Consider the following 22425-nt stretch of genomic DNA (forward strand, 5'->3'; position numbering starts at 1 on the left):
TCTTGTTTCTCAAGGCCTTGCGGAACCCTGAGCGGAGCAGTGCGATGACTGGCAGCGAAACGGCGGCTCCCCCCTTCGATATCTTCTCGTTGACGCAAGATGTGCGAGAGCGGTTCGGCTGGTCCAATGACGATCTGAACAAGGTCATGGGACAGCTCATGCCGGCCGCGCTCAACGGCTTCCGGTATTTCGGCGGTACAATTCCCGGATTTAGCGAGTTCCTCGGCCAGTCCTCCCCGTTCGGCTCCGCGGTACAAAACCCCTTCGCCGGTTATGGCGGACTGTTTCAGGAGCCTTCGCAGGCGGCGCTGACGCCATTCTTCGGTCCGGAGGCTGTCCAGAAGGCATTGGCCGGACAGATAGCCGTCCTGACCGGATTGCAGGGCGATGCCATTCAGGAAATGATGCCCGTGGCCGCGACCCTTGCCATGGGTCAGGTTGCCCGGCCCTTCGTGCATGGCGAGGCACGCAATCTGCTTGACGCCTATCTGCGCGGTTTTGCGCGCGGGCGGCCCAAACCTCAGCCGACGCCGGCCGACTATCTGCAGGGCTACGCCGAGGCCATGCAAGCCTTCTGGGGCGTTTTTCTGCAGCCCGCCAGGGTCGTCGAAGCTCCCGCCGAACCGGAGCAGGCGGAGCTGGAGGAAGAGGGGCTTTCACCGGAGGAAGCGGCCCATGACGAGGACGCCCCTGACGCCGACGAGCCTGGCGAAACATCGGAATTCGACGGAATGGTCTCCGACTGGATGGCCGCCGGACGCGACTTCCAGTCCAGCCAGTTCAATGCCTTCGACAACTTTTTCAAGAAGGCGGCCAAGGATTTCGGGGAAACCTGATCCGGCCGTCGGCAACCGCGCCAAAAAAAAGACCCGCCGGAAGGCGGGTCAGTTGCGTCAGCAAGGCTATTGCCGACAGGGGCTGCAAATCAGGTGCCCGGGCCGCGATGGGCCGGGATCAGGCGGCCAGCTGGCCGTTGTCCGTGACGGTTTCCACAAGGGTAAGTTCCGCTCTGGCCTGGGGCGCATTCGCCGCCTGCAAATTCCGCCTGCGGTGAAGCACCGGGGAACCGCTCAAAAGGGAGGCTGTCGGGTCGCGATAGAAGGGCTGTGCCATGGCGCGTCGAACGTCGCTCCGTGTGAGGCCGACATCCTTCAGCTGCTCGTCCGACCAGTCCTTGAGTTCGGCAAACTGGCGCCGGTTGTTGAATACACGCCATGCACGGGCAACCATCTGCCCGAAGAGCGCGAAGGACGGGGTGCTTGTGGTCTGCTGGGTCATGGCATAGATCTCCTGTGAGCGACCGAAAGAATTTCCGGCAGCCTGTTCCCGGCCAGTTATTGGCAATCCTGTGTGTGGAACACCCTCTAGATGGCGGCTTTTCAAATATTATTCCAACGAATGTTTTTGATGCGATTGATCGAAAATTGTGATGTCATGAAGCGGACTGTTTCGGGGTCCTGGCAACGTCCGAGGGCGGACTGAAACATTTCAAATTCGAATAGGTTTCGTGGTAAACATTAGTTTGGCTTATATTTGAGGCGCTTATGCTCGATCTGGATCAGCTTCGAACCTTTGTGGCAATTGCCGAAGGCGGCAGCTTCACGCGGGCGGCGGACAATGTGCACAAGACCCAGTCGGCGGTCTCCATGCAGATGCGCCGTCTGGAAGAACGCGTTGGAAAGCCGCTTTTTGTCCGGGTCGGCCGCCAGTCCCGCCTGACGGAACACGGCGAACGGCTGCTGCATTACGCGCGCCGTCTGGTTCAACTCAATGACGAGACCCTTGCCGCCTTCGACGACACCGAACTCGCCGGTCTGGTCCGGCTCGGTACGCCCGACGACTATGCCGACCGGTTCCTTCCGGAAATCCTGGCGCGGTTTTCAAGATCAAATCCCAAGGCGGAGGTGAGTGTGGTGTGCGCGCCGACACCCAATCTTGCCGACATGATCTCGGAAGGCGAGCTTGATGTGGCCATCATCACCCATGTTCAGAAAAAGGGCCGCAAGAATGTCGATCTGGTCCGCCGCGAGCCGCTGCTGTGGGTCGTCTCGGCCCGTCACGCTGTCGAAAACGAATCCCCGCTTCCCCTCGCGCTCGGCCGGGCGACCTGCGATTGGCGCAAGGCGGCGATCAATGCCCTGAGCGATCAGATGCGCGAACACCGGCTTCTTTATTCAAGCTGGAATTCGACCGCGGTCGGCGCCGCCGTGCTTGCGGGCCTGGCGATTTCGGTGCTGCCGGAATCCGCATTGAGATCCGGCATGCGCGTTCTGACGGAAGCCGAAGGCTTTCCGCGTCTGCCGGATTGCGAGATCGGCATCATGCGGTCCTGGCACAACAGTTCCAGGGTCACCGACGCTCTGGTCGAGCATATCGTGTCTTCGCTGGATAACCTCTCGGTCCCGCTGGCGGCTGAATAATTTGCAGGCGGACCGTTTAAGCCAACCTGAGCTGCTGCGGTTGGTGTTACAGGCTTGTTTTGCAAGGACTTATCAAAAACAGGTGCCCTGGAACGGGCGCAATTTGGCATTGAATTGTAAATGTTTGTGATGTATCTTTCAAAAATCAATTCGAATCTCAAATCACCCGGCCGGAACATAGCCCATCTACAGGGTCTCATATGAGCCACGCACTAGATATTGACCAGTTGCGCACATTCCTGGCGATCGCCGAGCTGGGAAGCTTCACCAAGGCGGGCGAAGCGGTGCACAAGACCCAGTCCGCGGTCTCCATGCAGATGCGCCGTCTTGAAGAGCGTGTCGGGCAACCGATCTTCATCAAGGACGGTCGCCAGTCCAGGCTGACGGAGGACGGGCTTCGGCTGGTCGAATTCGCCCGGCGGATGATCCTCCTGAATGACGAGACCCTGTCGGCTTTCAGTGGTTACAAGGAAGTCGGTCACGTCAAGCTCGGCGTTCCGGACGATTATGCGGACAGGCTGCTGCCGCAGGTCCTGGCGGCTTTCAACCGGCTCAATCCCTCCATCGAGGTTCAGGTCGAATGCTCGAGCAGCGCGAAACTCACCGAGGCGATCCGCGAGGGACTGCTCGACGTGGCGATCACCACGTCCGGAGACACCCTCAACCTGCGCGGTGAAATCATCCGGCGCGAACCGCTTTACTGGGTCACTTCGGCCCAGCATTGCGCCCACACCCAGGATGTGATCCGCCTGGCGCTGGGCCCGGCGACCTGCAACTGGCGCCGGCTTTCCATGGATGCGCTCGATCGTGCCGGACGGCGCTACCGGGTTTCCTACACCAGCGCCAGTGCCGCCGGTCTCGTCGGTGCGGTTCAGGTCGGTCTGGCCGTTACCGTCTTCCCGGAAAGCGCTGTCCGTGACGGCATGCGCATTCTGGACGAACGCGATGGGTTTCCATCCCTGCCGTTCTGCGACATTGCCCTGCTGCGCTCCGATACGGCACGGGAAGCCATGCATGACACGCTCTGCAATCACCTGATTGCCGCCATCGGCAATGTCGGCACCGGCTCCGTGCAGCAGGCCGCGGAATAGGCTGCGGCAATCATTCCGCGGAAAATTCTTGAGAGCGTGTCGCGTTTAAGTGGATTCATGATTTCAGGAAAACGCCCGAGGCAGCGTTTGCATTGCAAATGCGTTCGGGCAATTTCCGGAATTCAATTCAACGCGACACGCTCTAGAGCATTTTCCGATCATATTGAATCATTTGATCGAGACAAAATTGGTCCCTGGCGAGGCGGATTGTGCGTAGCGGTGTTGCCCACCTCAAGCACAATCCAACGATGCCAGGAACCAATTTTGTTCGACCCAAACAGCTATTTTTCAACTACTTCTGCTTGCGTCGGGTGGCTTGAAACGGCCCATCGGCAGCGTTGCGCCGCTTGCACGATGCACCGCATCGCGCTTCACGACGCGCCTCGCCGAGTGAGCCGTTTCAAGCCATCAAATGGTTCAATATGATCGGAAAATGCTCTAGCCAGCAGTTTTCAGCGGGCGCGCAGCATTACCAGATTCCCGCCCAGAACGCAGAAAAGCCCGGCAACGGCCAGGGGCGTCCACTGATAGCCTTCGAAGATCGTTGACAGGGTCAGGGCGACGACCGGGAAAAGGACGGTCGCGTAGCCGGCCCGCGCCGAGCCTATCCGGCCCAGCAGCCTCAGATAGGAGGCGAACGCGATCACCGAGGCGATGATCGCCAGATAGACGAGGCCGCCGAAATAGGTGACCGACCACTCCACGGCAAAGCTCTGCCCCCTGAGAAGCGACACGATCCCCAGAAATACCATGCCGTAGACCATGCCCCAGGCGGTGGCCGGCGTCACGCCGATACCGCGCCGCTGGGTGTCGGCCGACAGCATGTTGCCGAAGCAGAAGGACAGCGTTCCACCGATGCAGAAAACCAGTCCGATCGCTGCCTGTGAATTGAATTCGGCGCCTGTGAGCTGCGGCCAGAACATCAGACCTATGCCGATGAACCCCAGAAGGCCCGCTGCCAGCGCCAGCGGATTCGGCCGCTGACCGAAGAGTATGAGGCCCAGGAACAGGTTGAATATGGACGTGGTGGAAAAGATCACCGCGAGCAGGCCGGACGGCAGGTAGGAGGCGCCGTAATAGAAAAGCGTGAAATTGGTCGAGAACAGGAAAGCGCCGAGACCGGCGAAACGCAGATGGTCCCGAAACCGGAACGACATCCTGTGCCCCCGCACTTTCGCCCAGACCATCATGACCGCGGCCGCCAGCACGAACCGCCAGAAAACGGAGACTTCCGGTGAGACGGTTGCCACCTGACCCTTCATGGCGATCCAGCTGAAGCCCCAGGCCAGTACGGTGATGGCGTAAAGACCGTAGTCGGCCGGGGTGAAGCCGGCGGTTTCCCTGCGCAGGGCAGGCGTGGCAACGCTCATGTGAGAACCGATCCAGAATGTGATGCCGGGTAATCTGGTCGTCCCCCGGCTTCAGCACAAGTGATTGTTTTTGATCTTCTCATCAGCAAAGGCGATATGTCTGAAGCGAGTGCGCCCGTGCATGGACAAGCGCCTTCGCGGACGATATCGGCGTGCATACGCCCGGCCGGGGCCGGCGCTTCGGAACGAAAGCCCGCCGCCATGCCGCGCGGGCCGACGAGATCGGCACCGCGCTGTCCTCAGCCTGGCTGGCGGTGCTTTGAGTTATCGGGACACTCCTCAAAGAACCAGATTGTGCCGGCCGACGTTGGCGATGTCGGTTTCGCCGCAAAGTCCCATGGTGACGTCGAGTTCCTTGTGCAGGATTTCCAGAACCTTGGTGACGCCGTCCTTGCCCATCGCACCGAGGCCGTAGATGAAGGCGCGGCCGATATAGGTGCTGTGGGCGCCCATGGCGACGGCCTTGAAGATGTCCTGGCCGGAGCGGATGCCACCGTCGAAATGAACCTCGATCCTGTCGCCGACCGCATCGACGATGTCGCCCAGAACCTCGTAGGAGGCCAGCGCGCCGTCGAGCTGGCGGCCGCCATGGTTTGAAACCACGATGGCGTCGGCACCGATATCGGCGGCAATCTTCGCGTCCTCGACATCGTTGATGCCTTTCAGGATCAGCTTGCGGTCCCAGTGTTTCTTGACCCATTCAACCGATGACCAGTCAAGGGACGGGTCGAACTGGCTGTTGGTCCATTCCGCCAGCGAGGACATGTCGTCGACGCCCGACACATGGCCGTGGATATTGCCGAACTGGCGGCGGCCGGTCTTCAGCATGTTCCAGCACCAGCGGGGTTTCAATGCCAGGTCGGCCAAGACAAGCGGCTTGGGTTTCGGCGGTGCGCTCAGGCCGTTCTTGAGGTCCCGGTGACGCTGGCCGAGCACCTGTAGGTCGAGCGTCAGCACCAGCGCCGAGCAGCCGGCCGTGTGCGCGCGCTGCATCAGTCTTTCGGAAAAGCCCCGGTCACGCATCACGTAGAGCTGGAACCAGAACGGCGACTTTGTGTTTTCAGCGACGTCCTCGATGGAACAGATGCTCATGGTGGACAAGGTGAAGGGGACGCCGAATTCCTCGGCCGCCTGGGCGGCAAGGATCTCGCCATCAGCGTGTTGCATCCCGGTCAGGCCCACCGGGGCGAGGGCGACGGGCATGGCCACATCCTGTCCGATCATCGTTGTCTTGACGGAGCGGTTGTCGATGTTGCGGGCGACCCTCTGGCGCAGCTTCTGGCGCTGCAGGGCAGCTTCGTTCTCGTGGTAGGTGCTCTGGGTCCAGGACCCCGTGTCGGCATAGTCGTAAAACATTTTCGGCACCCGGCGTTTTGCCAGAGCCTGCAGATCCGCAACATCGGTCACAACTGTCATTGGGTTTCCTCCGGGGTGCTCTCAAACGAGCAGGGTTCTTCGACCGCTTTAAAAATTGATCGATTTCGATAAGCGGTCCGCTGATCTTGTCGGTTTTGTAAGTCTCAGACCTGCGAGCTGCTCCCGACTGTCCATTGCCTGCGCGGCGGCCAGGGTGCCGCGCACGTAGTCGATATGATCCTCCGACGCCCGGCGGGCCCCGTCGGGGTCCTGGCGACGGATGGCTTCCACGATGGCCTTGTGCTGCTGCAGCAGTTCGATCCGCGCGGTCGGATGGTGGTAGAGACGCCCGCGGTTATAGAAAACGCCGTTTTCCAGGAGCCGGTAGCAGGACCTCAAGGTGTGCAGCATCACCACATTGTGGGCGGCCTCGCCGACGGCATGATGGAAGTCGACATCCAGCCGGGTTTCCGCGGCCAGATCCTCTGCGTCGTGGGCGGTCTGCATCTGCCGGATGATCTCTTCAAGGCGTGCCATGTCGGACGGCGCGGCCCGCAATGCCGCCTGTGCGGCGGCCTGGCTCTCGATACCGCGCCGGAATTCGAGATAGTCGCTGACGGCGGAAGGGTGACGGGCGATCAACTGGATAATCGCTTCGGAGAAGATCGAACCGATCAGGTCGCAGACAAAGGTGCCGCCGCCCTGGCGGGCTTCGATCAGGTTCCGCTCCTCCAGGAGCTTCAGTGCATCCCTGAGAACCGGTCTCGACACCTTCATCCGCTCGGCGAGGTTTCTTTCCGGCGGCAGTCTGTCGCCGGATTGCAGCACACCTTTCAGGATCAGATCCTCGATCTGTTCAACTGCGGCATCCGCCGTTTTCTGATGATCTACGGGCTGAAACATGCCGGGAGGCCTCTTGATTTCCGGGCGGAAAATAACTTCGAAATCAGAATTGGTCAATTTTATTATCCAATTGAATGTTGCGCAATAGCCGCGCTTCAGCGTCATATTGTCCCGACGTAGATTTTCGTGGTTGGTCTCTCGATGTGACGGGGCGAAGGTGAAGCTCCACGAACATATTTCTGCAAACGGGGTTGTCAGCTTGGATCAGGGCTCAGAAAACGGGTCGTCCTTTCCCGCATTCCGGACATCGCCTCTGCGCGAGAAAGTCCTGGGCGAAGTGCACGCCCGCCCGTTTCGCCCGCTTGGCAGCCCGCGAACCGTGTTGCACTACGCCTTTGTGACCAGCGCGGAGGCGGCGGCCGAAGATCATGCCTGGCTGAGCGAATTCAGCGTTTCCAGGGGAGGCCACGGCCCGGCGCCCGGAGCGCGCCACCACAGGCTTTCTTTTGGCGGCGGCACGCTCAGCTGGGAGCAACATGCGGAATTCACCACTTATACCTGGGACGGAGCCGCCAGGTCCGAAGCGCTTTTCGGATCGGCCCCGGCATCCCATCCCTTTGGCGCGGCCTTCAGGGCGCCCGGCGATCTGCTGGTCGCCGTCCGTCTGGAAGTGCGCGGAACCGGGGACATCCCGGACTGGCGGGACAGGTTCGACGCGGGCAGCCTGACCGTGTCCGACGTGGAGGACGGCACCGCCCTGGTGGCGACCGATTTCCGCCAGGACGGTGACGGCCTGACCCGTTTCCTGGTGCTCAACCGCTCGCTCAGTGACGTGCGGCTGGGGGCGGTTGTACAGCGCCTCCTGGAACTGGAGACCTATCGCACATTGGCCATGCTCGGCCTGTTCGAAGCGACGGACCTGCAGCCGGACATCAGGCGGTTCGAGATCGAACTGGCTGAATTGACGGGACAGATGAAAGACACGTCCGGGCTTGGGGCGAACCAGGAACTGCTGCGCAGGCTGAGCGAAATGGCGGCGGTGCTGGAAGCCGGGGCAACCGCAAGCGCGTACCGTTTTGGCGCGACCCGCGCCTATGACGGGATCGTCAAGGCCAGGCTGGCCACCCTCAAGGAAAAAGCCGCCCCCGGAGACCTGTCGATGGCCTCTTTCCTGACCCGGCGGCTGGCCCCGGCGATGCGGACCTGCCAGGCTGTCGAGGACCGGCAGGCCATGCTGTCGAGAAAGCTGGCCCGGGCGACGACCCTGCTGCGTACGCGCGTGGATGTCGAACTGGAGGACCAGAACCGCAGGCTGCTTCAGTCCATGAACCGCCGGGCCCAGCTGCAATTGCGGCTGCAGCAGACCGTCGAAGGCCTGTCGGTTGCCGCGGTGAGTTATTATGTGGTCGGATTGATTTCCTATCTGGCGAAGGCCGCCAAGCAGTCTGGACTGCCGGTTCCGGATGCGAACCTCACCACCGGACTTGCCGTTCCTGTCGTCGTGCTCCTGATCTGGTGGGTCGTCCGCCGTATCCGCAAGAAGCACGGCGATCATTAGGTCACGCCGCCGCGTGAACGGTGGACCATTGAATGCCACGGAAACAAATCGCCGCCGCAAGCAAAAAAGGCCGGGAAATCCCGGCCTTTTGAGTGATGTGAGGCCGACGGCCCTTACTGGGCCGTGCCGTCTTCGTTGAACTGCGCCAGATAGGCAATCACGTTGGCGCGGTCGTCTTCCTTCTTCAGGCCGGCAAACGCCATTTTGCCCTTGGGAATGAGGTCCTTCGGCTTGATCAGGTAGACATCGAGGGTCTCGACGTCCCAGACCTTGCCGTCGCCCACTTCAAGCAGCGACTTGGAGTACTTGTAGTCCTCGATCGCACCGAAGGGACGGTCGACAATTCCGTTGAGCACCGGCCCGACCTTGTTCTTGGCACCTTCACCGACCGCATGACAGGCGGCGCATTTCTTGAAAACCTTCTCACCCTTGGCGGGATCGCCGTCGGCACTCGCGTGCACGGTCAGGGCCAGAAGCGCCGTTCCGGCGATCATCAGCAGTCGCTGCATAATATTCTCCCTCGGATATTAAACCCGGATCCACAAAACAGGATGTCACGGCGCGATGCAAGCGACGCACCGTCGCAGACGCATTCTATCCCGCTCAGCTTGCCCGCGCGTCGCTCGGCAGGTGAAGCCAGTCTTCCAGGCCTGCGTCCCAGTAGGGAGAAGACCCGTAAAGATGGGCGAGGAAATCGATGAAGACCCGGACCTTCGCCGGCAGGAACTGGCGGCTCGGATAAACCGCATAGAGACCGACGTCTTTCGACGCCCTGTAGTGCGGCAGCAGGATCTGCAGCTTGCCCGCCCGCAACTCCGGACCCACATCCCATGTCGAGCGAAGCGCGATCCCGACCCCGGCCAGCAGGCATTCGCGCACGACTTCGTTGGAGTTGGTCTTGATCGGCGCGCGGGTGCGGACGGTCACGATGCCGTCGGGCCCGGCCAGCCGCCACGGGTCCTGATTGGTCGCGGCAAGGGTGACATGATGGGCCGTCAGGTCTTCGATGCTTTGCGGTGCGCCGTGTCTTTTCAGATAGGCGGGGCTGGCGCACAGGATCCGGTGCACGGGGGCAAGACGGCGCGCGACAAGGCTGGAATCGGACAATTCGGCGATGCGGATCGCAAGGTCGTAACCGTCGCCGACGATGTCGACGAAATCGTCGGAAAGATCCAGATTGACCGAGAGGTCCGGATTTTCGATCAGGAACTTTCCCATATGCGGGGCGATGTGCAGACGGCCGAATGACGTCGGAACGGCCACCTTCAGAATGCCGCGGGCCCTGGCGGAGCCACGCGAGACGAAGGTTTCCGCCTCCTCCACCGAAGCCAGGATCGCAATGACGCGCTCGTAAAAGCCCTGACCCGCCTCCGTCATGGCGATCTGGCGGGTTGTGCGCTGCAGGAGCCGCGTTCCGAGTTTTTCCTCCAGCCGCCGGATGCGCTTGGAGACCACGGCCGGCGACAGGTTCATTTCGCGCCCCGCCGCGGACATGCTGCCGGCGCTCACCACCCGGGCGAAAATCTCCATGTCGGTCAGATTGCTCATTTTCAATCTCTCAGAAAGACATCTATTATTTCCCGGACGTTTCCCTCGGCCGTGATACTTGCCAGACTTCGGGAAAGCCGTTGGTCTACCACCTCTGGTCACGCCAGAGTAATTTTCGTGGATCAGCATACGTAAAAGTGAAAGGAGTCCACTCTGTGACCGCGATCGCCATGCCTGCCCCGGACCGGGATGTTCTTGCCCGCCGCCGGGAGATCCTGAGCGCGCTTCAGGCGATCGTCCCCGGAGAGGGCGTGATCCACGACGAGCGCGAGATGCGCGCCTATGAAACGGACGCTCTCACGGCCTATCGGCAGCTCCCCCTCATCGTGGTTCTTCCCGAAACGGTCGAGCAGGTCTCAAGGGTGCTCAGATACTGTTACGACAACGACGTCAAGGTGGTGCCGCGCGGAGCGGGGACCTCGCTGTCCGGGGGCGCCCTGCCGCTGGAGGATGGCGTGCTGCTGTCGATGATGAAGTTCAACCGGGTTATCGACATCGACTACGCCAACCGGGCCGTCGTCGTACAGCCGGGCGTGACCAATCTCGGCATCACGCGTGCGGTGGAAGAGGAGGGCTTCTATTACGCGCCGGATCCGTCCTCCCAGATCGCCTGTTCCATCGGCGGCAACATCGCGGAAAATTCCGGCGGTGTGCACTGCCTGAAATACGGGCTGACCACAAACAATGTGCTCGGCCTGGAAATGGTGCTGATCACCGGCGAGGTGATCCGCCTCGGCGGCAAGCACCTGGACAGCGAAGGCTACGATTTTCTGGCGCTGATGACCGGTTCGGAAGGCCTGCTCGGCGTTGTGACCGAAGTGACCGTGCGTATCCTGCAGAAGCCGGAAACAGCGCGCGCGCTGCTGATCGGCTTCCCGGCCAGCGAGGATGGCGGCCGCTGCGTCGCCGACATCATCGCGGCGGGCATCATTCCAGGTGGAATGGAAATGATGGACCGGCTCGCCATTCATGCCGCCGAAGATTTCGTCCATGCCGGCTATCCGCTCGATGTCGAGGCCCTGCTGATCGTCGAGCTTGACGGGCCGGAGCGCGAGGTCGATTACCTGATCGGCCGTGTCGAGGAAATTGCCCGGGCACATGAGGCCAGTCATGTGCGGATCTCGGCGAGCGAAGAGGAACGCATGACGTTCTGGGCGGGACGCAAGGCGGCGTTTCCGGCCGTCGGGCGGATATCGCCGGACTATCTGTGCATGGACGGCACAATCCCGCGCCGCGAACTGCCCAAGGTGCTCGCCCGCATGCGGGAGCTGGGCGAAAAGCACGGGCTTCGCGTTGCCAATGTCTTTCACGCGGGCGACGGCAACCTGCATCCGCTGATCCTATACGACGCCAACAAGCCAGGGGAACTGGAGGCTGCCGAGGCTTTCGGCGCCGATATCCTGCGGCTGTGCGTCGAGGTCGGCGGCGTGCTGACCGGCGAGCATGGCGTCGGCATCGAAAAGCGCGACCTGATGACGGAAATGTTCTCCGAGGACGATCTCAAACAGCAGCAGCGGGTCAAATGCGCTTTCGATGAAAAGCATCTGCTCAACCCCGGCAAGGTGTTCCCCTTGCTGCACCGCTGCGCCGAACTCGGCAAAATGCATGTCCACAAGGGCCAGTTGCCCTTCCCCGACATCCCGCGCTTCTGAGGAATTTCCGAAATGGATGCAACGTTCAAGCCGCGCGATACGCGGCAGGTCGAAGACGCGGTGAAATGGGCGGCCGGAGAGGAACAGCCGCTGGAAATTGTCGGGCACGGGTCCAAGAGGAAGCTCGGCCGCCCGCTGCAGGCGGCGCATGTTCTGGACCTGTCGGATCTCACCGGCATCGAAAGTTACGAACCGGCGGAGCTTGTGCTGACCGTGAAGGCGGGAACACCGGTCGCCGAGGTCGAAAAACTGGTCAGCGACAACGGCCAGGAACTTTCGTTCGAGCCGATGGACTATGGCCCGCTGCTTGGGGAAGATCCCGGACGGGGAACCGTCGGCGGCGTGCTGGCGGCGAACCTCTCCGGTCCGCGCCGCATCAAGGCAGGCGCAGCGCGGGACCATGTGCTGGGTATGGAAGCCGTTTCCGGACGCGGGGAAATCTTCAATTCCGGCGGCAAGGTGGTCAAGAACGTCACCGGCTACGATCTGCCAAGGGCGCTTTGCGGGTCTTTTGGCACTCTGGCTGTCGCGACAACGGTCACACTCAAGGTCAATCCGAAACCGGAAACCTCGGCGACCTTCCTGCTCGGCGGTCTGGACGAGGCTGCCGCCATTGACGCCCTGTGCCGCGCCATGGGTTCGTCGGCGGAAGTGTCCGGCGCCGCGCACTTGCCCGGTGGCATCGACGGCGAAGCCGGCAAAACCGTCCTGCGGCTGGAAGGGTTCGAAACCTCGGTCGATTACCGTTTCAAAACGCTGGAAAAGCTTCTCGCGGAATTCGGAGCGCCCGCCCGCCTTGCGGAAGCGGAGTCAGGGGCCCTTTGGCGGAGCATCCGGGATGTACTGCCGTTCGCCGGGTCGCAAACGCCGGTCTGGCGGGTGTCCGTCGCCCCGGCTTCCGGTCCGCGGCTGGTGGAACTGCTGAAGGCGAAACTCGATATAAGGGCGTTTTTCGACTGGAGCGGCGGTCTTGTCTGGCTGTCCTGCGACGACGGCGGAATTCACGAGACCGAAATCCGCGCGGCGCTTCAGGAAGCGGGCGGAGGTCACGCGACACTCGTGCGCGCCGACCCGTCGGTCCGTTCGACCGTGCCGGTGTTTCAGCCCCAACCCGCTCCCCTGGCGGCGCTCTCCCGGCGCCTGAAGGAGCAGTTCGATCCAAAAGGCATTCTAAACGCTGGACGAATGGTCGCAGGTGTGTAGTCTTATAAGTATATTTTCACGTGGATATTTCTGGCGGAGACCATGATGGACCAACAATCCGACGCTGCAGGCTATCTGGAGGCAGGCGGCAAGAATGTCAGCCTTGTCTATATTCTGTATCTCGTAAGTATTCTATTCGGTTTCACCATGCTGGTCGGCATCATCTTCGCCTATCTGAACAGGGGCAAGGCCGGCGGCTGGGTCGACACGCACTATACCTACCAGATCCGGACATTCTGGATCGGTCTGCTGGGTAGTGTGGTCGGTATTCTCCTGACGTTTGTGGTCGTCGGCATCTTCCTGCTGATCGCGCTTTTGATCTGGATGATCATCCGCTGCATCAAGGGTCTGCAGCTTGCCTCCCGCGGCGAGCCCGTGCCGGATCCGCAGACCTGGTTGTTCTGACAATCTTTGACGAAAAGACACGAGACCCGGCCGCGATCCCGCAGCCGGGTCTCGTGTTTCTGCAGCTGAATTCATTCCGTGCTGATGGTGCTCTTGTGCCGCAATGATGCCTTGTGCGGTGAAAACCCAGCCCCTACGATCCGGTTCACTCGGAAGGAGAATCCCGCAGCGAATGCGGGCAATTGAGGGACGCCGGACATCATGCAGACCAATTTCACCGCAGAGCAGCTGAAGGACAGTCATGTCGCGGAATCTGAAAAGATCCTGCGCAAATGCGTGCATTGCGGGTTCTGCACGGCCACCTGTCCAACCTTCACACTTCTGGGCGATGAACTCGACAGCCCGCGGGGCCGTATCTACCTGATCAAGGACATGCTGGAAAACGGCCGTCCGGCGGATGAGAAGATCGTCAAGCATATCGACCGGTGCCTGTCCTGCCTCGCCTGCATGACCACCTGTCCGTCCGGGGTGCATTACATGCATCTTGTCGATCACGCCCGCGCCCATATAGAAAAGACCTACACACGGCCGGCTTCAGACAGGCTGCTGCGGTCCGTCCTTGCCTTCGTGCTGCCTTATCCGAAACGGTTCCGCCTCGCCCTGATCGGTGCGTTTTTCGCCCGTCCGTTTGCCGGTGCGTTGAAGACGCTGGGCGGACCTCTGGCAAAGATAGGCGCGATGCTGGAGCTGGCGCCCGCAAGATCGCCCGGCCGGGGTCACCATGAAGGACCAGGAGTGTTCGTGGCTGGAACGCCGGCCCGGAAGGGTCGTGTGGCCCTGCTTGGCGGCTGCGCGCAGCCGGTGCTCAATCCCGGCATCAACGACGCCACGATCCGGCTGTTGAGCCGGGCGGGCTATGAGATTGTTCTACCCGAGGGCGAGGTCTGCTGCGGCGCGCTTGTCCACCACATGGGCCGGGAAGAGGCCGCTCTGGAAAACGCCCGCCGCAATGTCGATGTCTGGACGCGCGAAGTGGACACCGGCGGACTGGACGCCATCCTGATCACCGCCTCCGGCTGCGGCACGACGATCAAGGACTACGGCTACATGCTGAGAGAGGATGCGGCCTATGCACAAAAGGCCGCCCGGGTTTCCGCTCTGGCAAAGGACGTGACCGAATTCCTGACCGGGGTCGATCTTGGCGCACCCGCCGTCAAGCCGGACCTCACCATTGCCTATCATTCCGCCTGTTCCATGCAGCACGGCCAGAAGATCACCCGCCAGCCGAAGGATCTTCTGACGGCGGCAGGCTTCAGGGTCAAGGATGTGCCGGAAGGCCATTTGTGCTGCGGATCGGCGGGAACCTACAACATTCTTCAGCCGGATATTGCCCGCCGCCTGCGCGACAGGAAGGTTGGCAATATCGAGAAAACCAGTCCGGATGTCATCGCCACCGGAAATATCGGCTGCATGACCCAGATCGGCCTGGGAACCGACATACCGATCCTGCACACGGTGGAGCTTCTGGACTGGGTCTATGGCGGACAGCAGCCGGAAAGCGTGTCCTCTCTCCTGCTTTCGCCGGAAGCTGCGGAGTAGGTCGCCGGGCCGTTCCCCGATTAGAGCGTCCCCAATTGTATCGGGGTGTCCTCGGTTGGTTTGTCCGGCACTTGGCCTGCGAGCCTCAATGTACGTTCCAGAAGCTGTTCATAGATCGGGCGGCCACCCAGGTGGTGCGCGGTGAGCGACGCCGTGGTGCAGGTTACCAGAACCGGCATGATCAGGGCGTAGGCGCCGGTCAGTTCCATCACCAGAACGACGCCGACAAGCGGCGCACGCACGGAGGCGGCGAAAAAACCGCCCATGGCGGCCACCGCGCAGGCGGCCCGGAAGTCGTCATCCATCATCGGCATGATCTCCGCCGCAGCCGTGCCGAAGGCCAGTCCGGCACATGTTGCGATGGAAAGCATCGGCGCGAATATCCCGCCGGGGACGCCGGAGGCATAGGAAAACAGCACGCCGCCAAAGCGCAGCAGGGTGAGCAGGACCAGGGCCAGTACACCGTAATGGCTTGTGACCAGACCGTGCACCAGATCTTCGCCGCCGGTTGTCGCGTCCGGAAAGGCGATCAGAAGTGCGCCCGTGATCCCGCCGACCGCAAGCGCCGGCAGCCAGCGCAACCCGACACGGATCTTTTGGAAAAGGTCCATGACCTCGATCAGCGCCCAGTTGAAAAACACGCCGAGAGCACCAAGAAAAATGCCGAGGATGCCAAGCAGGACGAAGCTCCAGATCGGAACATAGGACACCTCGACCAGCAGGGGCGGCCCGATATGCGTGAGCTTCTCGGTGACCGCCGCACTCAGGATGGACGCGATGATGACCGCCATATAGGTCCTGTAGCTGAAGGGAAACTGCCGCCGGGTTTCTTCGATGATAAACAGGATCGCCGCCAGCGGCGCGTTGAAGGCCGCCGCCAGACCGGCGGCCGCGCCTGCTGCGAGAAGCCCCTTGTGGTCGGAAGGCGAGACATCTTGCGATCTGGCAAGCGCTTCGGCCGTCATGGCCCCCATGTGGATGGTCGGACCTTCCCTGCCGAGCACCAGTCCGGATCCAAGGGCCAGCAGGCCACCGAAAAACTTCGCGATCAGGACTCTCGTCCAATGGACTGGCCGCTTGCCCTCCATGGCGCCTTCGATTTCCTGGATGCCGCTGCCCGCTGCCTCCGGCGCAACGCGCTGGACCACAAGGAACGCTCCGACGACCGCCGCCCCGGAGATCGCGATTGATACCGCGTAGGGCAACAGGCCGGTCCCAAGCGAAGCCCTGAGCGCGCCATAGTGTGCGAACAGAAATTCCACTCCGGTGTGGAAACCGGTCGCGAGACCTCCAACGAGCAGTCCGACCAGCGCTGCCTTGACGAAATAGGCGGCATCCGGTCCGGGAGAAAGGAATTTCATGCGTTCTGTCATGCCTCGGACCGGCTTTTTAAGGGGAATGAATGGCGATTCAGTCGATGTATCAACAAACTGCGGGCAAACCGGAAGGCGTGCAAGTGATAGCTTCGGTCAATGGCGGCCCGCGCTCGTACGAACGCGGGATGTTCAAGGAAACCGGGCGGTCGAACCGTCCGGGTTCCTGAAGGTCGCAAGTTCCCCGATGACAGGCCGGCTCAGATCACGATGACCTTGGTGCCGACGCCGACCCGTTCGTAGAGGTCCATCACGTCCTCGTTGCGCATCCGGATGCAGCCCGAGGAAACCGCGTGGCCGATGGTCCAGGGCTGGTTGGAGCCATGGATGCGGTAAAGCGTCGATCCGAGATAGAGTGCGCGGGCGCCAAGCGGGTTTTGCGGACCGCCTGCCATGAAGGTCGGCAGATCCGGGCGGCGTTTGCGCATTTCCGCGGGCGGTCGCCAGTCCGGCCATTCGGACTTGCGGGTGATCTTGTGCGTCCCGGCCCACTCGAAACCGGGTTTGCCGACGCCGACGCCGTAACGCCGTGCGGTGCCGTCATTCTGGACCAGATAAAGATGCCGGGTATTGGTGTCGATCACGATCGTGCCGGGTTTGTGCTTGCCGTCATAGTCGACGATCGTCGGCAGGAACTGCGGTGCGGTCTGGCGGCTCTTCGGTGCGCTGGCCTGCGGCTGCTGGCGCAATGGCTGTTGGCGTACCGGCTGCTGGCGGGGGGACCACCAGTTGGCGCGGCGGACCTGCGGCTGCACCACCTGGCGCCGCTGAACCGGGGCCGCGGCGCGCCGGCTTGCCCTGGGCTGCAATTGCAGCACCCAGGGTTCCGCGAGATTCGGACTGAGGACGAGCGGCGGCGGTGAAACCTGTCCGGCAACTGCCTGGGGCAAGGAAAGTGCGGTGTTGAGGAACAGCGCTCCGGCCAAAACCAGCAACTTCGAAGATGTAATGCGTAATTGGAACATGGCTGTACTCTTGATACTTGTCATCGACCACGTTCAGCGGCTTTTCGGGCCGCCGATTAACGGATTGGAAATGATGATAAGCGTGCCGGCTCTGCCAAAGGTGAATCCGGCGCATTGTATTGCGGTAATCGTTTCTTATGGTTAGCTGTTGGTTGAGAAACAGCCTTAATGAAATACTTCCCGCCGGGGGAGTGGCTGAGGGAGTGGCCGCGCGTTCAATCGCGCCGGGATTGAAATCCTTGGCGTTTCGTGGAGACCTTGGTTAACGCACCCGTTGCCGGGCGTCACGCACCACCAGAGGCAAAACCGCCCGCGTCTGCTGTAACGACATGCCCGGTCTGATGCGCGGATCGTAAAGCATGTTCAAAATGAGCTGATCGAACACAGTGAACCGGCTGTGACGCGAGGAATCGTTAAACACCGAATGGGTGAGGTCCTCGTCGTCATTCATCGGCCCCAAACCCTGCAGGACTTCCTCCACCAGGCATCGCTTGAACAGGAATTCCCCTTCATCGGAAACGATCACCGCGGCGGAGCGTTTGATCCCGTTGCGGCCGGAAACGACACGCACCAGACAGCGTCCTGGAACGTTGGCGCGCTCGCTCTTGTAGATTTCCGTTTTGACGACACGTTCATACTGGGCGCGGTCGACCACATAGATCTCGAAATTCGCCTCGGCGGGATCGCGCGCGATACCCGTCTTCAGCCCGTCTACCCGTTTGTCGATTTCGCGCACGAAATGGTGGACCGTCTGTGTCCGGTCGCGCGAAGAAAGATTGTGAACCTGGAATAAAACCGGCCGGGTGAATTTCTTGACCAGATAGGGGCGCCAGCTCCAGCTACGGTACTCTAGGCCGAATACTGTTTTTTCAAACCCTGAAAGCAGTTCTTCCGTGGAAAATGTATCGTTCGCGGCCAGCGCCGGAGCCGCAGACAGAAATCCTGCAAGGAGGATCGTCGAAAGAAGACGCATGGTTCGCATTCAGATCAATTCGCCTTCGCGGGTTGCGCTAGTGGATCGAATTTGACATTTGATACCCGTATTCTTTCAAAGTGCTCTAGGTCCGTCAGCTCTTGGATTTGGCAGGTTTTGGCTGGCTTGAGCATGCGGTGAGCTGTCCCATTGATTCAGCGCGAGGATAGCCAATGGTCCCGAAAGAGGGAAGCCAAGAAACGGTTACCAAAGGTCAAAACGCCCCTCCGTCTTCGGCAAGCATTGGAAAAACAATTCTTTAAGCTTCCCGGGCTATAAATGCGGGACATTCTGAATTGAATACGCCTGTACAGGCACGCGACGGGAGTAGGCATGGCCGCGGTGAAAAGATCCTTTCGAGCGGAAAGCTTGATACGCATGAATTCCGGGGCCTCCGACAGCCCCGCCTTTGCTGAAGAACGCCGCCATCAGGAGCTCCTGGCAGAATTGGCCAGCGTAAAATCCCTGATCCGGAGCGGGGAGGGACAGCAGCAGGCCGCGATGGATCCGGAAGCCATGAGCGCTACAGTCCTGGCGGAGTTCCGCAAGGAAATGTCGGAAGCGGCCAAATTGAAGGTCGAGCTCGACGCGATCTATGAAGCAATCGCGCAGACCAAGAAGGAAATCGCGACGCTTCATCAGACCACCGGCTCCGAAAGCCAGGAGATGACCCGCGTAACCAATGAACTGGATGCCGTGGTGGACGGCACGGAGGGAGCGACGGAATCGATTCTGTCCGCGGCCGAGTTCATCGACGAGACCGCCAACACCCTCTCCGCCAGGCTCGGTTCCCAGGACCAGGAACTGGCAAACGATATTCAGGACAAGGTCGTTCTGATTTTCGAGGCCTGCAACTTTCAGGATCTGACCGGTCAGCGTATCACCAAGGTGGTCAACACCCTGCGTTTCGTCGAAGACCGGATCACGCAGATGATGGATATCTGGGGCGGTATCGAAAGCTTCCAGGATATCGAGATCGAGCAACGCGAGCAGAAGGAAGGCGATGCTGCGCTGCTCAACGGCCCGTCGCTGGACAACGATGTGGACGTCGCCAGTCAGGACGACATCGACGCCCTGTTCGCCTGACATCTTCCAGACAATTCTCGAAAAACCCGGCCATGTGCCGGGTTTTTTGCTTCGAACCGGGTTTCCGCAACACCATTTATCCTTGCGCTTCCGCTTTTTCGACCTTACCAACAGGAGAACAAAAAGTGAATAAAGGGCATGCTCATGGCGGAACAGGACAGCGGCGGCACGGTGAAAGCGGAACGCGATCCGGTCACGGGACTGCTTGCCGGTAGCGACGGGCGGGAGCGGTGCTGGTGGCACGGCAATCTGGAGGATTACCGGCGCTATCACGATAGCGAATGGGGCTGGCCGGTTGACGAGGACCGCCGCCTATTCGAGAAGGTCTGCCTGGAAGGTTTCCAGTCGGGTCTTTCCTGGCTGACCATTTTGCGCAAGCGTGACGCCTTCCGCGCGGCCTTCGCCAATTTTGAATTCGAGACGGTCGCCGGGTTCACCGAAGCCGATGTCGAGCGCTGTCTGGGGGATGCTGGAATTGTCCGCCACCGCAGGAAAATCGAATCGACCATCAACAACGCGAAACGCGCCCTGGAGTTGAAAGCCGAATTCGGCACGCTCGCCGCCTATTTCTGGTCCTTCGAGCCCAAACCGGAAAACCGGCCGGAAAAACTCGATTTCGCCACCGCAAGAACGCTCGGCAAGACGGAAGAGAGCACCGCGCTGTCGAAGGACTTGAAAAAACGCGGCTGGAGCTTCGTCGGTCCCACCACCATTTACGCCTTCATGCAATCCATGGGCATGGTCAACGATCACCTGGAAGGCTGCTGCTGCCGGGAGAGGATCGAACAGGCGCGGGCTGACTTCAAGAGACCGGTGTGACGCGGAGGGGGCGGGTTCCTTTAACGCAATGCGTTGATGGCAATATCGGGTGCTATTGTCATCGCGTAGCACGCGGGCCGGCCCGGCTCTCCTGAAATCTCACCCGCCCACCTTCTCCTTCAGCGGGGCGAACAGGCGGTTTTCCCTTGAGAAGACATAATCGAGCGTTTCCACGGTGACGGTCTCCGCGCCTTCCTCAATGAGGAGCTGGGCGCAGTCGGCGACGACATCCTTCGGGCACAGCACACTGACGTGATGGCCGTCGGGCGTGTCGGAAAACCTCTGCAGCGCGCCGATCTGGCTGACGGACCTGAGCGCCTGCGTACGGTCATCGACGACGGCCTTGACCAGCCTGACGTCACGGGCGGCTTCTTCCGCCGCGACGCGGTCGAGAATGGCCCGTGCCGCCGCAAGAGCGGTCTGCGACCAGTCGGCGCCGAGCGAGGCGACCAGATTGGCCTGGCTTTTCAGGATCACCCCATCCGGCAGGATCTTCAGGTTGTTGGCCTGCAATGTGGCGCCGGTGGTGGTGATATCGACAATCAGTTCCGCCGAGCCGGCGGCCGGGGCGCCTTCCGTTGCCCCCGCGCTTTCCACGATCCGGTAATCGGCAATGCCGTGGCGCGCGAAGAAGGCCCGTGTCAGCGTGACATATTTGGTCGCGACCCTGAGCCGGCGGCCGTGGCGGTTGCGGAAGTCGGAAGCGACATCGGAAAGATCCGCCATGGTCTCCACGTCGATCCAGGCCTTCGGCACGGCAACGACCACATCCGCCGATCCGAAGCCGAGCGGCGTGACGATATGCACCGAACTCTCCGGAGCGGTAATGTTCTCATGCACCAGATCGAGCCCGGTGATGCCGAAATGAACGGTGCCGTCGGCAAGCGCGCGGGCGATCTCGGAGGCTGACAGAAAGGCGATTTCCACATCGGAGAGGCCCTTGATGGCGCCGCGATAATTGCGCGCGCCGCCCGGCTGCACCACCTTCAGGCCCGCGCGGCCGAAGAACTCGTGGGTGTTTTCCTGAAGGCGGCCCTTGGAGGGAATGGCGATGATCAGTTTGCTCATGGGTCAGCCTTTCGCGCTCATGGCAATGCGGTCGAGCCACATGGAAAAGCCGATGGCCGGAACGTCGTTTTCCGCGCCCAGCAATGTCACCAGCTTGTCGTAGCGGCCACCGCCGACAAGCGGTCCCTCAACCGTTCCGGAAGCCGCATGGATTTCGAAAACGAAGCCGGAATAATAATCGAGGCGCCGGCCGAACTCGGCGGCAAAACCCAACCGGGCCGGATCGATCCCGCCGGCGTCGAGCGCCGCGAGCCGCTGCTCGAACGCGGCCAGAGGCGTATCGAGTCCGAGGCCATACTCCTTGCTGAATTCGCGCAGCACGCCAGGCGCGGCGGCACCGTCCGACTTGAGGGCGAGATAGGCATTCAGGGTCTCCGCCGCCTTGTCGTGACCGCGCGCGCCGCTGGCAAGGGCTGCCTGTTCCAGGAACCGGTCGGCGATTTCGCCGGGCGTGCGGCCGCCGACGGCGGAAATTCCGGCGATGGACAGAAGATCCTCGACAACCGCATGGGCCGCTTCCGGATCGGCGCCTTCCAGCGCCGACAGGAACCCCAGGCGGACGTCGCGGCTGTCGTCATCCGAGGCCGATCCGCCGGCCATCCGGCCGATGGCGTCGGCAAGCCGGTCGGTCTCGCCGAACAGATCGCGCAGGCGGCGGCGCCAGACGGCCGGAAGGTCGAGGCCCTCCAGTATGGCGGCGAACAGGGTCTCGTCGCCGATGCGGATGGAACAATCGTCGAGACCGAATGTCTCCAGAGCCCGGACCGAGAGCGCCAGCAGATCCGCGTCCGCCTGTGCGGTGTCGGTCCGCCCGAGGCTTTCGGCGCCAAGCTGGGGAATTTCGCCAAGACCGTCCGGGCGCTGGCGGAACACCGGCCCGTTGTAACAATAGGCGGCGGGCAGCTTGGCGGCAGCGCGCGCCAGGTGATGACGGCAGACCGGGATGGTGAAGTCTGGCCGCAGGCACAACTCGGCACCGTCCGTGCCGCTGGTGAGGAAAAGACGGCGGCGGATGTCCTCGCCGGTCAGGTCCAGAAAGACATCGGCCGGCTGCAGGATCGGCGGGCTGACAGGGGTATGGCCCTCCGCCTTGAACAGCTCCAGAACCGCGTCGATCTTCGCCGGATCAAGCCCGGTTGTCTGTGCCGTCGTCATC

The 22425-nt window shown here is 61.5% G+C and carries 22 protein-coding genes; 11 read left to right on the plus strand and 11 right to left on the minus strand.

The window, feature by feature from the left end; genetic code table 11:
• The first annotated feature begins 44 nt into the window (after nucleotides 1-44).
• On the plus strand, nucleotides 45-836 hold the full coding sequence (locus tag CLV41_RS05410) for a hypothetical protein (RefSeq protein ID WP_103221178.1): 792 nt from the start codon (nucleotides 45-47) through the stop codon (nucleotides 834-836).
• A gap of 118 nt (nucleotides 837-954) precedes the next feature.
• On the opposite strand, the gene CLV41_RS05415 is transcribed toward CLV41_RS05410, so the two are convergent.
• Complete coding sequence (locus CLV41_RS05415; RefSeq protein WP_103221179.1) at nucleotides 955-1278, minus strand: DUF1127 domain-containing protein; 324 nt, start codon at nucleotides 1276-1278, stop codon at nucleotides 955-957.
• 266 nt (nucleotides 1279-1544) lie between these two features.
• On the opposite strand from CLV41_RS05415, the gene CLV41_RS05420 reads away from it, so the two are divergent.
• Both CLV41_RS05420 and CLV41_RS05425 read left to right on the plus strand, forming a co-directional pair.
• Nucleotides 1545-2420: a LysR substrate-binding domain-containing protein gene (locus tag CLV41_RS05420; RefSeq protein WP_103221180.1), complete on the plus strand. Its 876-nt coding sequence runs from the start codon at nucleotides 1545-1547 to the stop codon at nucleotides 2418-2420.
• 200 nt (nucleotides 2421-2620) lie between these two features.
• The gene (locus tag CLV41_RS05425) at nucleotides 2621-3511 is read left to right on the plus strand and encodes a LysR substrate-binding domain-containing protein (RefSeq protein ID WP_103221181.1); all 891 of its coding nucleotides are present in this window, start codon (nucleotides 2621-2623) and stop codon (nucleotides 3509-3511) included.
• Nucleotides 3512-3963: 452 nt separating this feature from the next.
• On the opposite strand, the gene CLV41_RS05430 is transcribed toward CLV41_RS05425, so the two are convergent.
• The 3 genes from CLV41_RS05430 to CLV41_RS05440 form a co-directional block, all read right to left on the minus strand.
• On the minus strand, nucleotides 3964-4881 hold the full coding sequence (locus CLV41_RS05430) for a DMT family transporter (protein WP_103221182.1): 918 nt from the start codon (nucleotides 4879-4881) through the stop codon (nucleotides 3964-3966).
• 279 nt (nucleotides 4882-5160) lie between these two features.
• Nucleotides 5161-6297, minus strand: coding sequence for an alpha-hydroxy acid oxidase (locus tag CLV41_RS05435; protein ID WP_103221183.1), 1137 nt, complete (start codon nucleotides 6295-6297; stop codon nucleotides 5161-5163).
• A gap of 48 nt (nucleotides 6298-6345) precedes the next feature.
• Nucleotides 6346-7140, minus strand: coding sequence for a FadR/GntR family transcriptional regulator (locus CLV41_RS05440; protein WP_103221560.1), 795 nt, complete (start codon nucleotides 7138-7140; stop codon nucleotides 6346-6348).
• Nucleotides 7141-7339: 199 nt separating this feature from the next.
• On the opposite strand from CLV41_RS05440, the gene CLV41_RS05445 reads away from it, so the two are divergent.
• Nucleotides 7340-8638, plus strand: coding sequence for a DUF3422 family protein (locus tag CLV41_RS05445; RefSeq protein ID WP_103221184.1), 1299 nt, complete (start codon nucleotides 7340-7342; stop codon nucleotides 8636-8638).
• A gap of 113 nt (nucleotides 8639-8751) precedes the next feature.
• On the opposite strand, the gene CLV41_RS05450 is transcribed toward CLV41_RS05445, so the two are convergent.
• Both CLV41_RS05450 and CLV41_RS05455 read right to left on the minus strand, forming a co-directional pair.
• Nucleotides 8752-9147, minus strand: coding sequence for a c-type cytochrome (locus CLV41_RS05450; protein WP_103221185.1), 396 nt, complete (start codon nucleotides 9145-9147; stop codon nucleotides 8752-8754).
• 94 nt (nucleotides 9148-9241) lie between these two features.
• Nucleotides 9242-10186: a LysR family transcriptional regulator gene (locus CLV41_RS05455; protein WP_103221186.1), complete on the minus strand. Its 945-nt coding sequence runs from the start codon at nucleotides 10184-10186 to the stop codon at nucleotides 9242-9244.
• A gap of 170 nt (nucleotides 10187-10356) precedes the next feature.
• Here CLV41_RS05455 and CLV41_RS05460 point away from each other — a divergent pair, with 170 nt between their 5' ends.
• From CLV41_RS05460 to glcF, 4 genes are all read left to right on the plus strand, one after another.
• Nucleotides 10357-11838: an FAD-linked oxidase C-terminal domain-containing protein gene (locus CLV41_RS05460; RefSeq protein WP_408013606.1), complete on the plus strand. Its 1482-nt coding sequence runs from the start codon at nucleotides 10357-10359 to the stop codon at nucleotides 11836-11838.
• A gap of 12 nt (nucleotides 11839-11850) precedes the next feature.
• Complete coding sequence (gene glcE, locus CLV41_RS05465) at nucleotides 11851-13041, plus strand: glycolate oxidase subunit GlcE (protein ID WP_103221188.1); 1191 nt, start codon at nucleotides 11851-11853, stop codon at nucleotides 13039-13041.
• A gap of 42 nt (nucleotides 13042-13083) precedes the next feature.
• Nucleotides 13084-13446 carry a DUF4870 family protein gene (locus CLV41_RS05470; protein ID WP_208987280.1) on the plus strand — a complete coding sequence of 121 codons (363 nt, stop codon included), beginning with the start codon at nucleotides 13084-13086 and terminating at the stop codon, nucleotides 13444-13446.
• Between the two features lie 201 nt (nucleotides 13447-13647).
• Nucleotides 13648-14985: a glycolate oxidase subunit GlcF gene (glcF, locus tag CLV41_RS05475; RefSeq protein WP_103221190.1), complete on the plus strand. Its 1338-nt coding sequence runs from the start codon at nucleotides 13648-13650 to the stop codon at nucleotides 14983-14985.
• A gap of 20 nt (nucleotides 14986-15005) precedes the next feature.
• On the opposite strand, the gene clcA is transcribed toward glcF, so the two are convergent.
• Nucleotides 15006-16346 carry a H(+)/Cl(-) exchange transporter ClcA gene (clcA, locus tag CLV41_RS05480; RefSeq protein WP_103221561.1) on the minus strand — a complete coding sequence of 447 codons (1341 nt, stop codon included), beginning with the start codon at nucleotides 16344-16346 and terminating at the stop codon, nucleotides 15006-15008.
• A gap of 41 nt (nucleotides 16347-16387) precedes the next feature.
• On the opposite strand from clcA, the gene CLV41_RS27720 reads away from it, so the two are divergent.
• Nucleotides 16388-16528 carry a hypothetical protein gene (locus CLV41_RS27720; RefSeq protein ID WP_170107115.1) on the plus strand — a complete coding sequence of 47 codons (141 nt, stop codon included), beginning with the start codon at nucleotides 16388-16390 and terminating at the stop codon, nucleotides 16526-16528.
• Nucleotides 16529-16558: 30 nt separating this feature from the next.
• On the opposite strand, the gene CLV41_RS05485 is transcribed toward CLV41_RS27720, so the two are convergent.
• Together CLV41_RS05485 and CLV41_RS05490 are read right to left on the minus strand one after the other, a co-directional pair.
• Nucleotides 16559-17323: a L,D-transpeptidase gene (locus CLV41_RS05485; RefSeq protein ID WP_103221191.1), complete on the minus strand. Its 765-nt coding sequence runs from the start codon at nucleotides 17321-17323 to the stop codon at nucleotides 16559-16561.
• Between the two features lie 262 nt (nucleotides 17324-17585).
• Nucleotides 17586-18305 carry a DUF2927 domain-containing protein gene (locus CLV41_RS05490; RefSeq protein ID WP_103221192.1) on the minus strand — a complete coding sequence of 240 codons (720 nt, stop codon included), beginning with the start codon at nucleotides 18303-18305 and terminating at the stop codon, nucleotides 17586-17588.
• Between the two features lie 369 nt (nucleotides 18306-18674).
• Between CLV41_RS05490 and CLV41_RS05495 the strand changes: the two genes are divergently transcribed.
• Nucleotides 18675-19382: a protein phosphatase CheZ gene (locus CLV41_RS05495; protein WP_208987281.1), complete on the plus strand. Its 708-nt coding sequence runs from the start codon at nucleotides 18675-18677 to the stop codon at nucleotides 19380-19382.
• A 144-nt stretch (nucleotides 19383-19526) separates the two neighbouring features.
• Nucleotides 19527-20201 (plus strand): DNA-3-methyladenine glycosylase I, encoded by a 675-nt coding sequence (locus CLV41_RS05500; RefSeq protein ID WP_103221562.1) that lies wholly within the window; start codon nucleotides 19527-19529, stop codon nucleotides 20199-20201.
• Nucleotides 20202-20300: 99 nt separating this feature from the next.
• On the opposite strand, the gene hisG is transcribed toward CLV41_RS05500, so the two are convergent.
• Together hisG and CLV41_RS05510 are read right to left on the minus strand one after the other, a co-directional pair.
• Complete coding sequence (gene hisG, locus CLV41_RS05505; RefSeq protein WP_103221194.1) at nucleotides 20301-21269, minus strand: ATP phosphoribosyltransferase; 969 nt, start codon at nucleotides 21267-21269, stop codon at nucleotides 20301-20303.
• 3 nt (nucleotides 21270-21272) lie between these two features.
• Nucleotides 21273-22424, minus strand: coding sequence for an ATP phosphoribosyltransferase regulatory subunit (locus CLV41_RS05510; RefSeq protein ID WP_103221195.1), 1152 nt, complete (start codon nucleotides 22422-22424; stop codon nucleotides 21273-21275).
• Nucleotide 22425 lies beyond the last annotated feature (1 nt).

The organism is Roseibium marinum (genome assembly GCF_002906165.1).
Taxonomy (GTDB): domain Bacteria; phylum Pseudomonadota; class Alphaproteobacteria; order Rhizobiales; family Stappiaceae; genus Roseibium; species Roseibium marinum.

Coding starts and splice junctions, on each gene's coding strand:
- CLV41_RS05410 (WP_103221178.1), top strand. CDS start 45: ATGACTGGCAGCGAAACGGCGGCTCCCCCCTTCGATATCTTCTCGTTG.
- CLV41_RS05415 (WP_103221179.1), bottom strand. CDS start 1,278: ATGACCCAGCAGACCACAAGCACCCCGTCCTTCGCGCTCTTCGGGCAG.
- CLV41_RS05420 (WP_103221180.1), top strand. CDS start 1,545: ATGCTCGATCTGGATCAGCTTCGAACCTTTGTGGCAATTGCCGAAGGC.
- CLV41_RS05425 (WP_103221181.1), top strand. CDS start 2,621: ATGAGCCACGCACTAGATATTGACCAGTTGCGCACATTCCTGGCGATC.
- CLV41_RS05430 (WP_103221182.1), bottom strand. CDS start 4,881: ATGAGCGTTGCCACGCCTGCCCTGCGCAGGGAAACCGCCGGCTTCACC.
- CLV41_RS05435 (WP_103221183.1), bottom strand. CDS start 6,297: ATGACAGTTGTGACCGATGTTGCGGATCTGCAGGCTCTGGCAAAACGC.
- CLV41_RS05440 (WP_103221560.1), bottom strand. CDS start 7,140: ATGTTTCAGCCCGTAGATCATCAGAAAACGGCGGATGCCGCAGTTGAA.
- CLV41_RS05450 (WP_103221185.1), bottom strand. CDS start 9,147: ATGCAGCGACTGCTGATGATCGCCGGAACGGCGCTTCTGGCCCTGACC.
- CLV41_RS05455 (WP_103221186.1), bottom strand. CDS start 10,186: ATGAGCAATCTGACCGACATGGAGATTTTCGCCCGGGTGGTGAGCGCC.
- CLV41_RS05460 (WP_408013606.1), top strand. CDS start 10,357: ATGCCTGCCCCGGACCGGGATGTTCTTGCCCGCCGCCGGGAGATCCTG.
- glcE (WP_103221188.1), top strand. CDS start 11,851: ATGGATGCAACGTTCAAGCCGCGCGATACGCGGCAGGTCGAAGACGCG.
- CLV41_RS05470 (WP_208987280.1), top strand. CDS start 13,084: ATGATGGACCAACAATCCGACGCTGCAGGCTATCTGGAGGCAGGCGGC.
- glcF (WP_103221190.1), top strand. CDS start 13,648: ATGCAGACCAATTTCACCGCAGAGCAGCTGAAGGACAGTCATGTCGCG.
- clcA (WP_103221561.1), bottom strand. CDS start 16,346: ATGAAATTCCTTTCTCCCGGACCGGATGCCGCCTATTTCGTCAAGGCA.
- CLV41_RS27720 (WP_170107115.1), top strand. CDS start 16,388: ATGGCGATTCAGTCGATGTATCAACAAACTGCGGGCAAACCGGAAGGC.
- CLV41_RS05485 (WP_103221191.1), bottom strand. CDS start 17,323: ATGTTCCAATTACGCATTACATCTTCGAAGTTGCTGGTTTTGGCCGGA.
- CLV41_RS05490 (WP_103221192.1), bottom strand. CDS start 18,305: ATGCGAACCATGCGTCTTCTTTCGACGATCCTCCTTGCAGGATTTCTG.
- CLV41_RS05495 (WP_208987281.1), top strand. CDS start 18,675: ATGAATTCCGGGGCCTCCGACAGCCCCGCCTTTGCTGAAGAACGCCGC.
- CLV41_RS05500 (WP_103221562.1), top strand. CDS start 19,527: ATGGCGGAACAGGACAGCGGCGGCACGGTGAAAGCGGAACGCGATCCG.
- hisG (WP_103221194.1), bottom strand. CDS start 21,269: ATGAGCAAACTGATCATCGCCATTCCCTCCAAGGGCCGCCTTCAGGAA.
- CLV41_RS05510 (WP_103221195.1), bottom strand. CDS start 22,424: ATGACGACGGCACAGACAACCGGGCTTGATCCGGCGAAGATCGACGCG.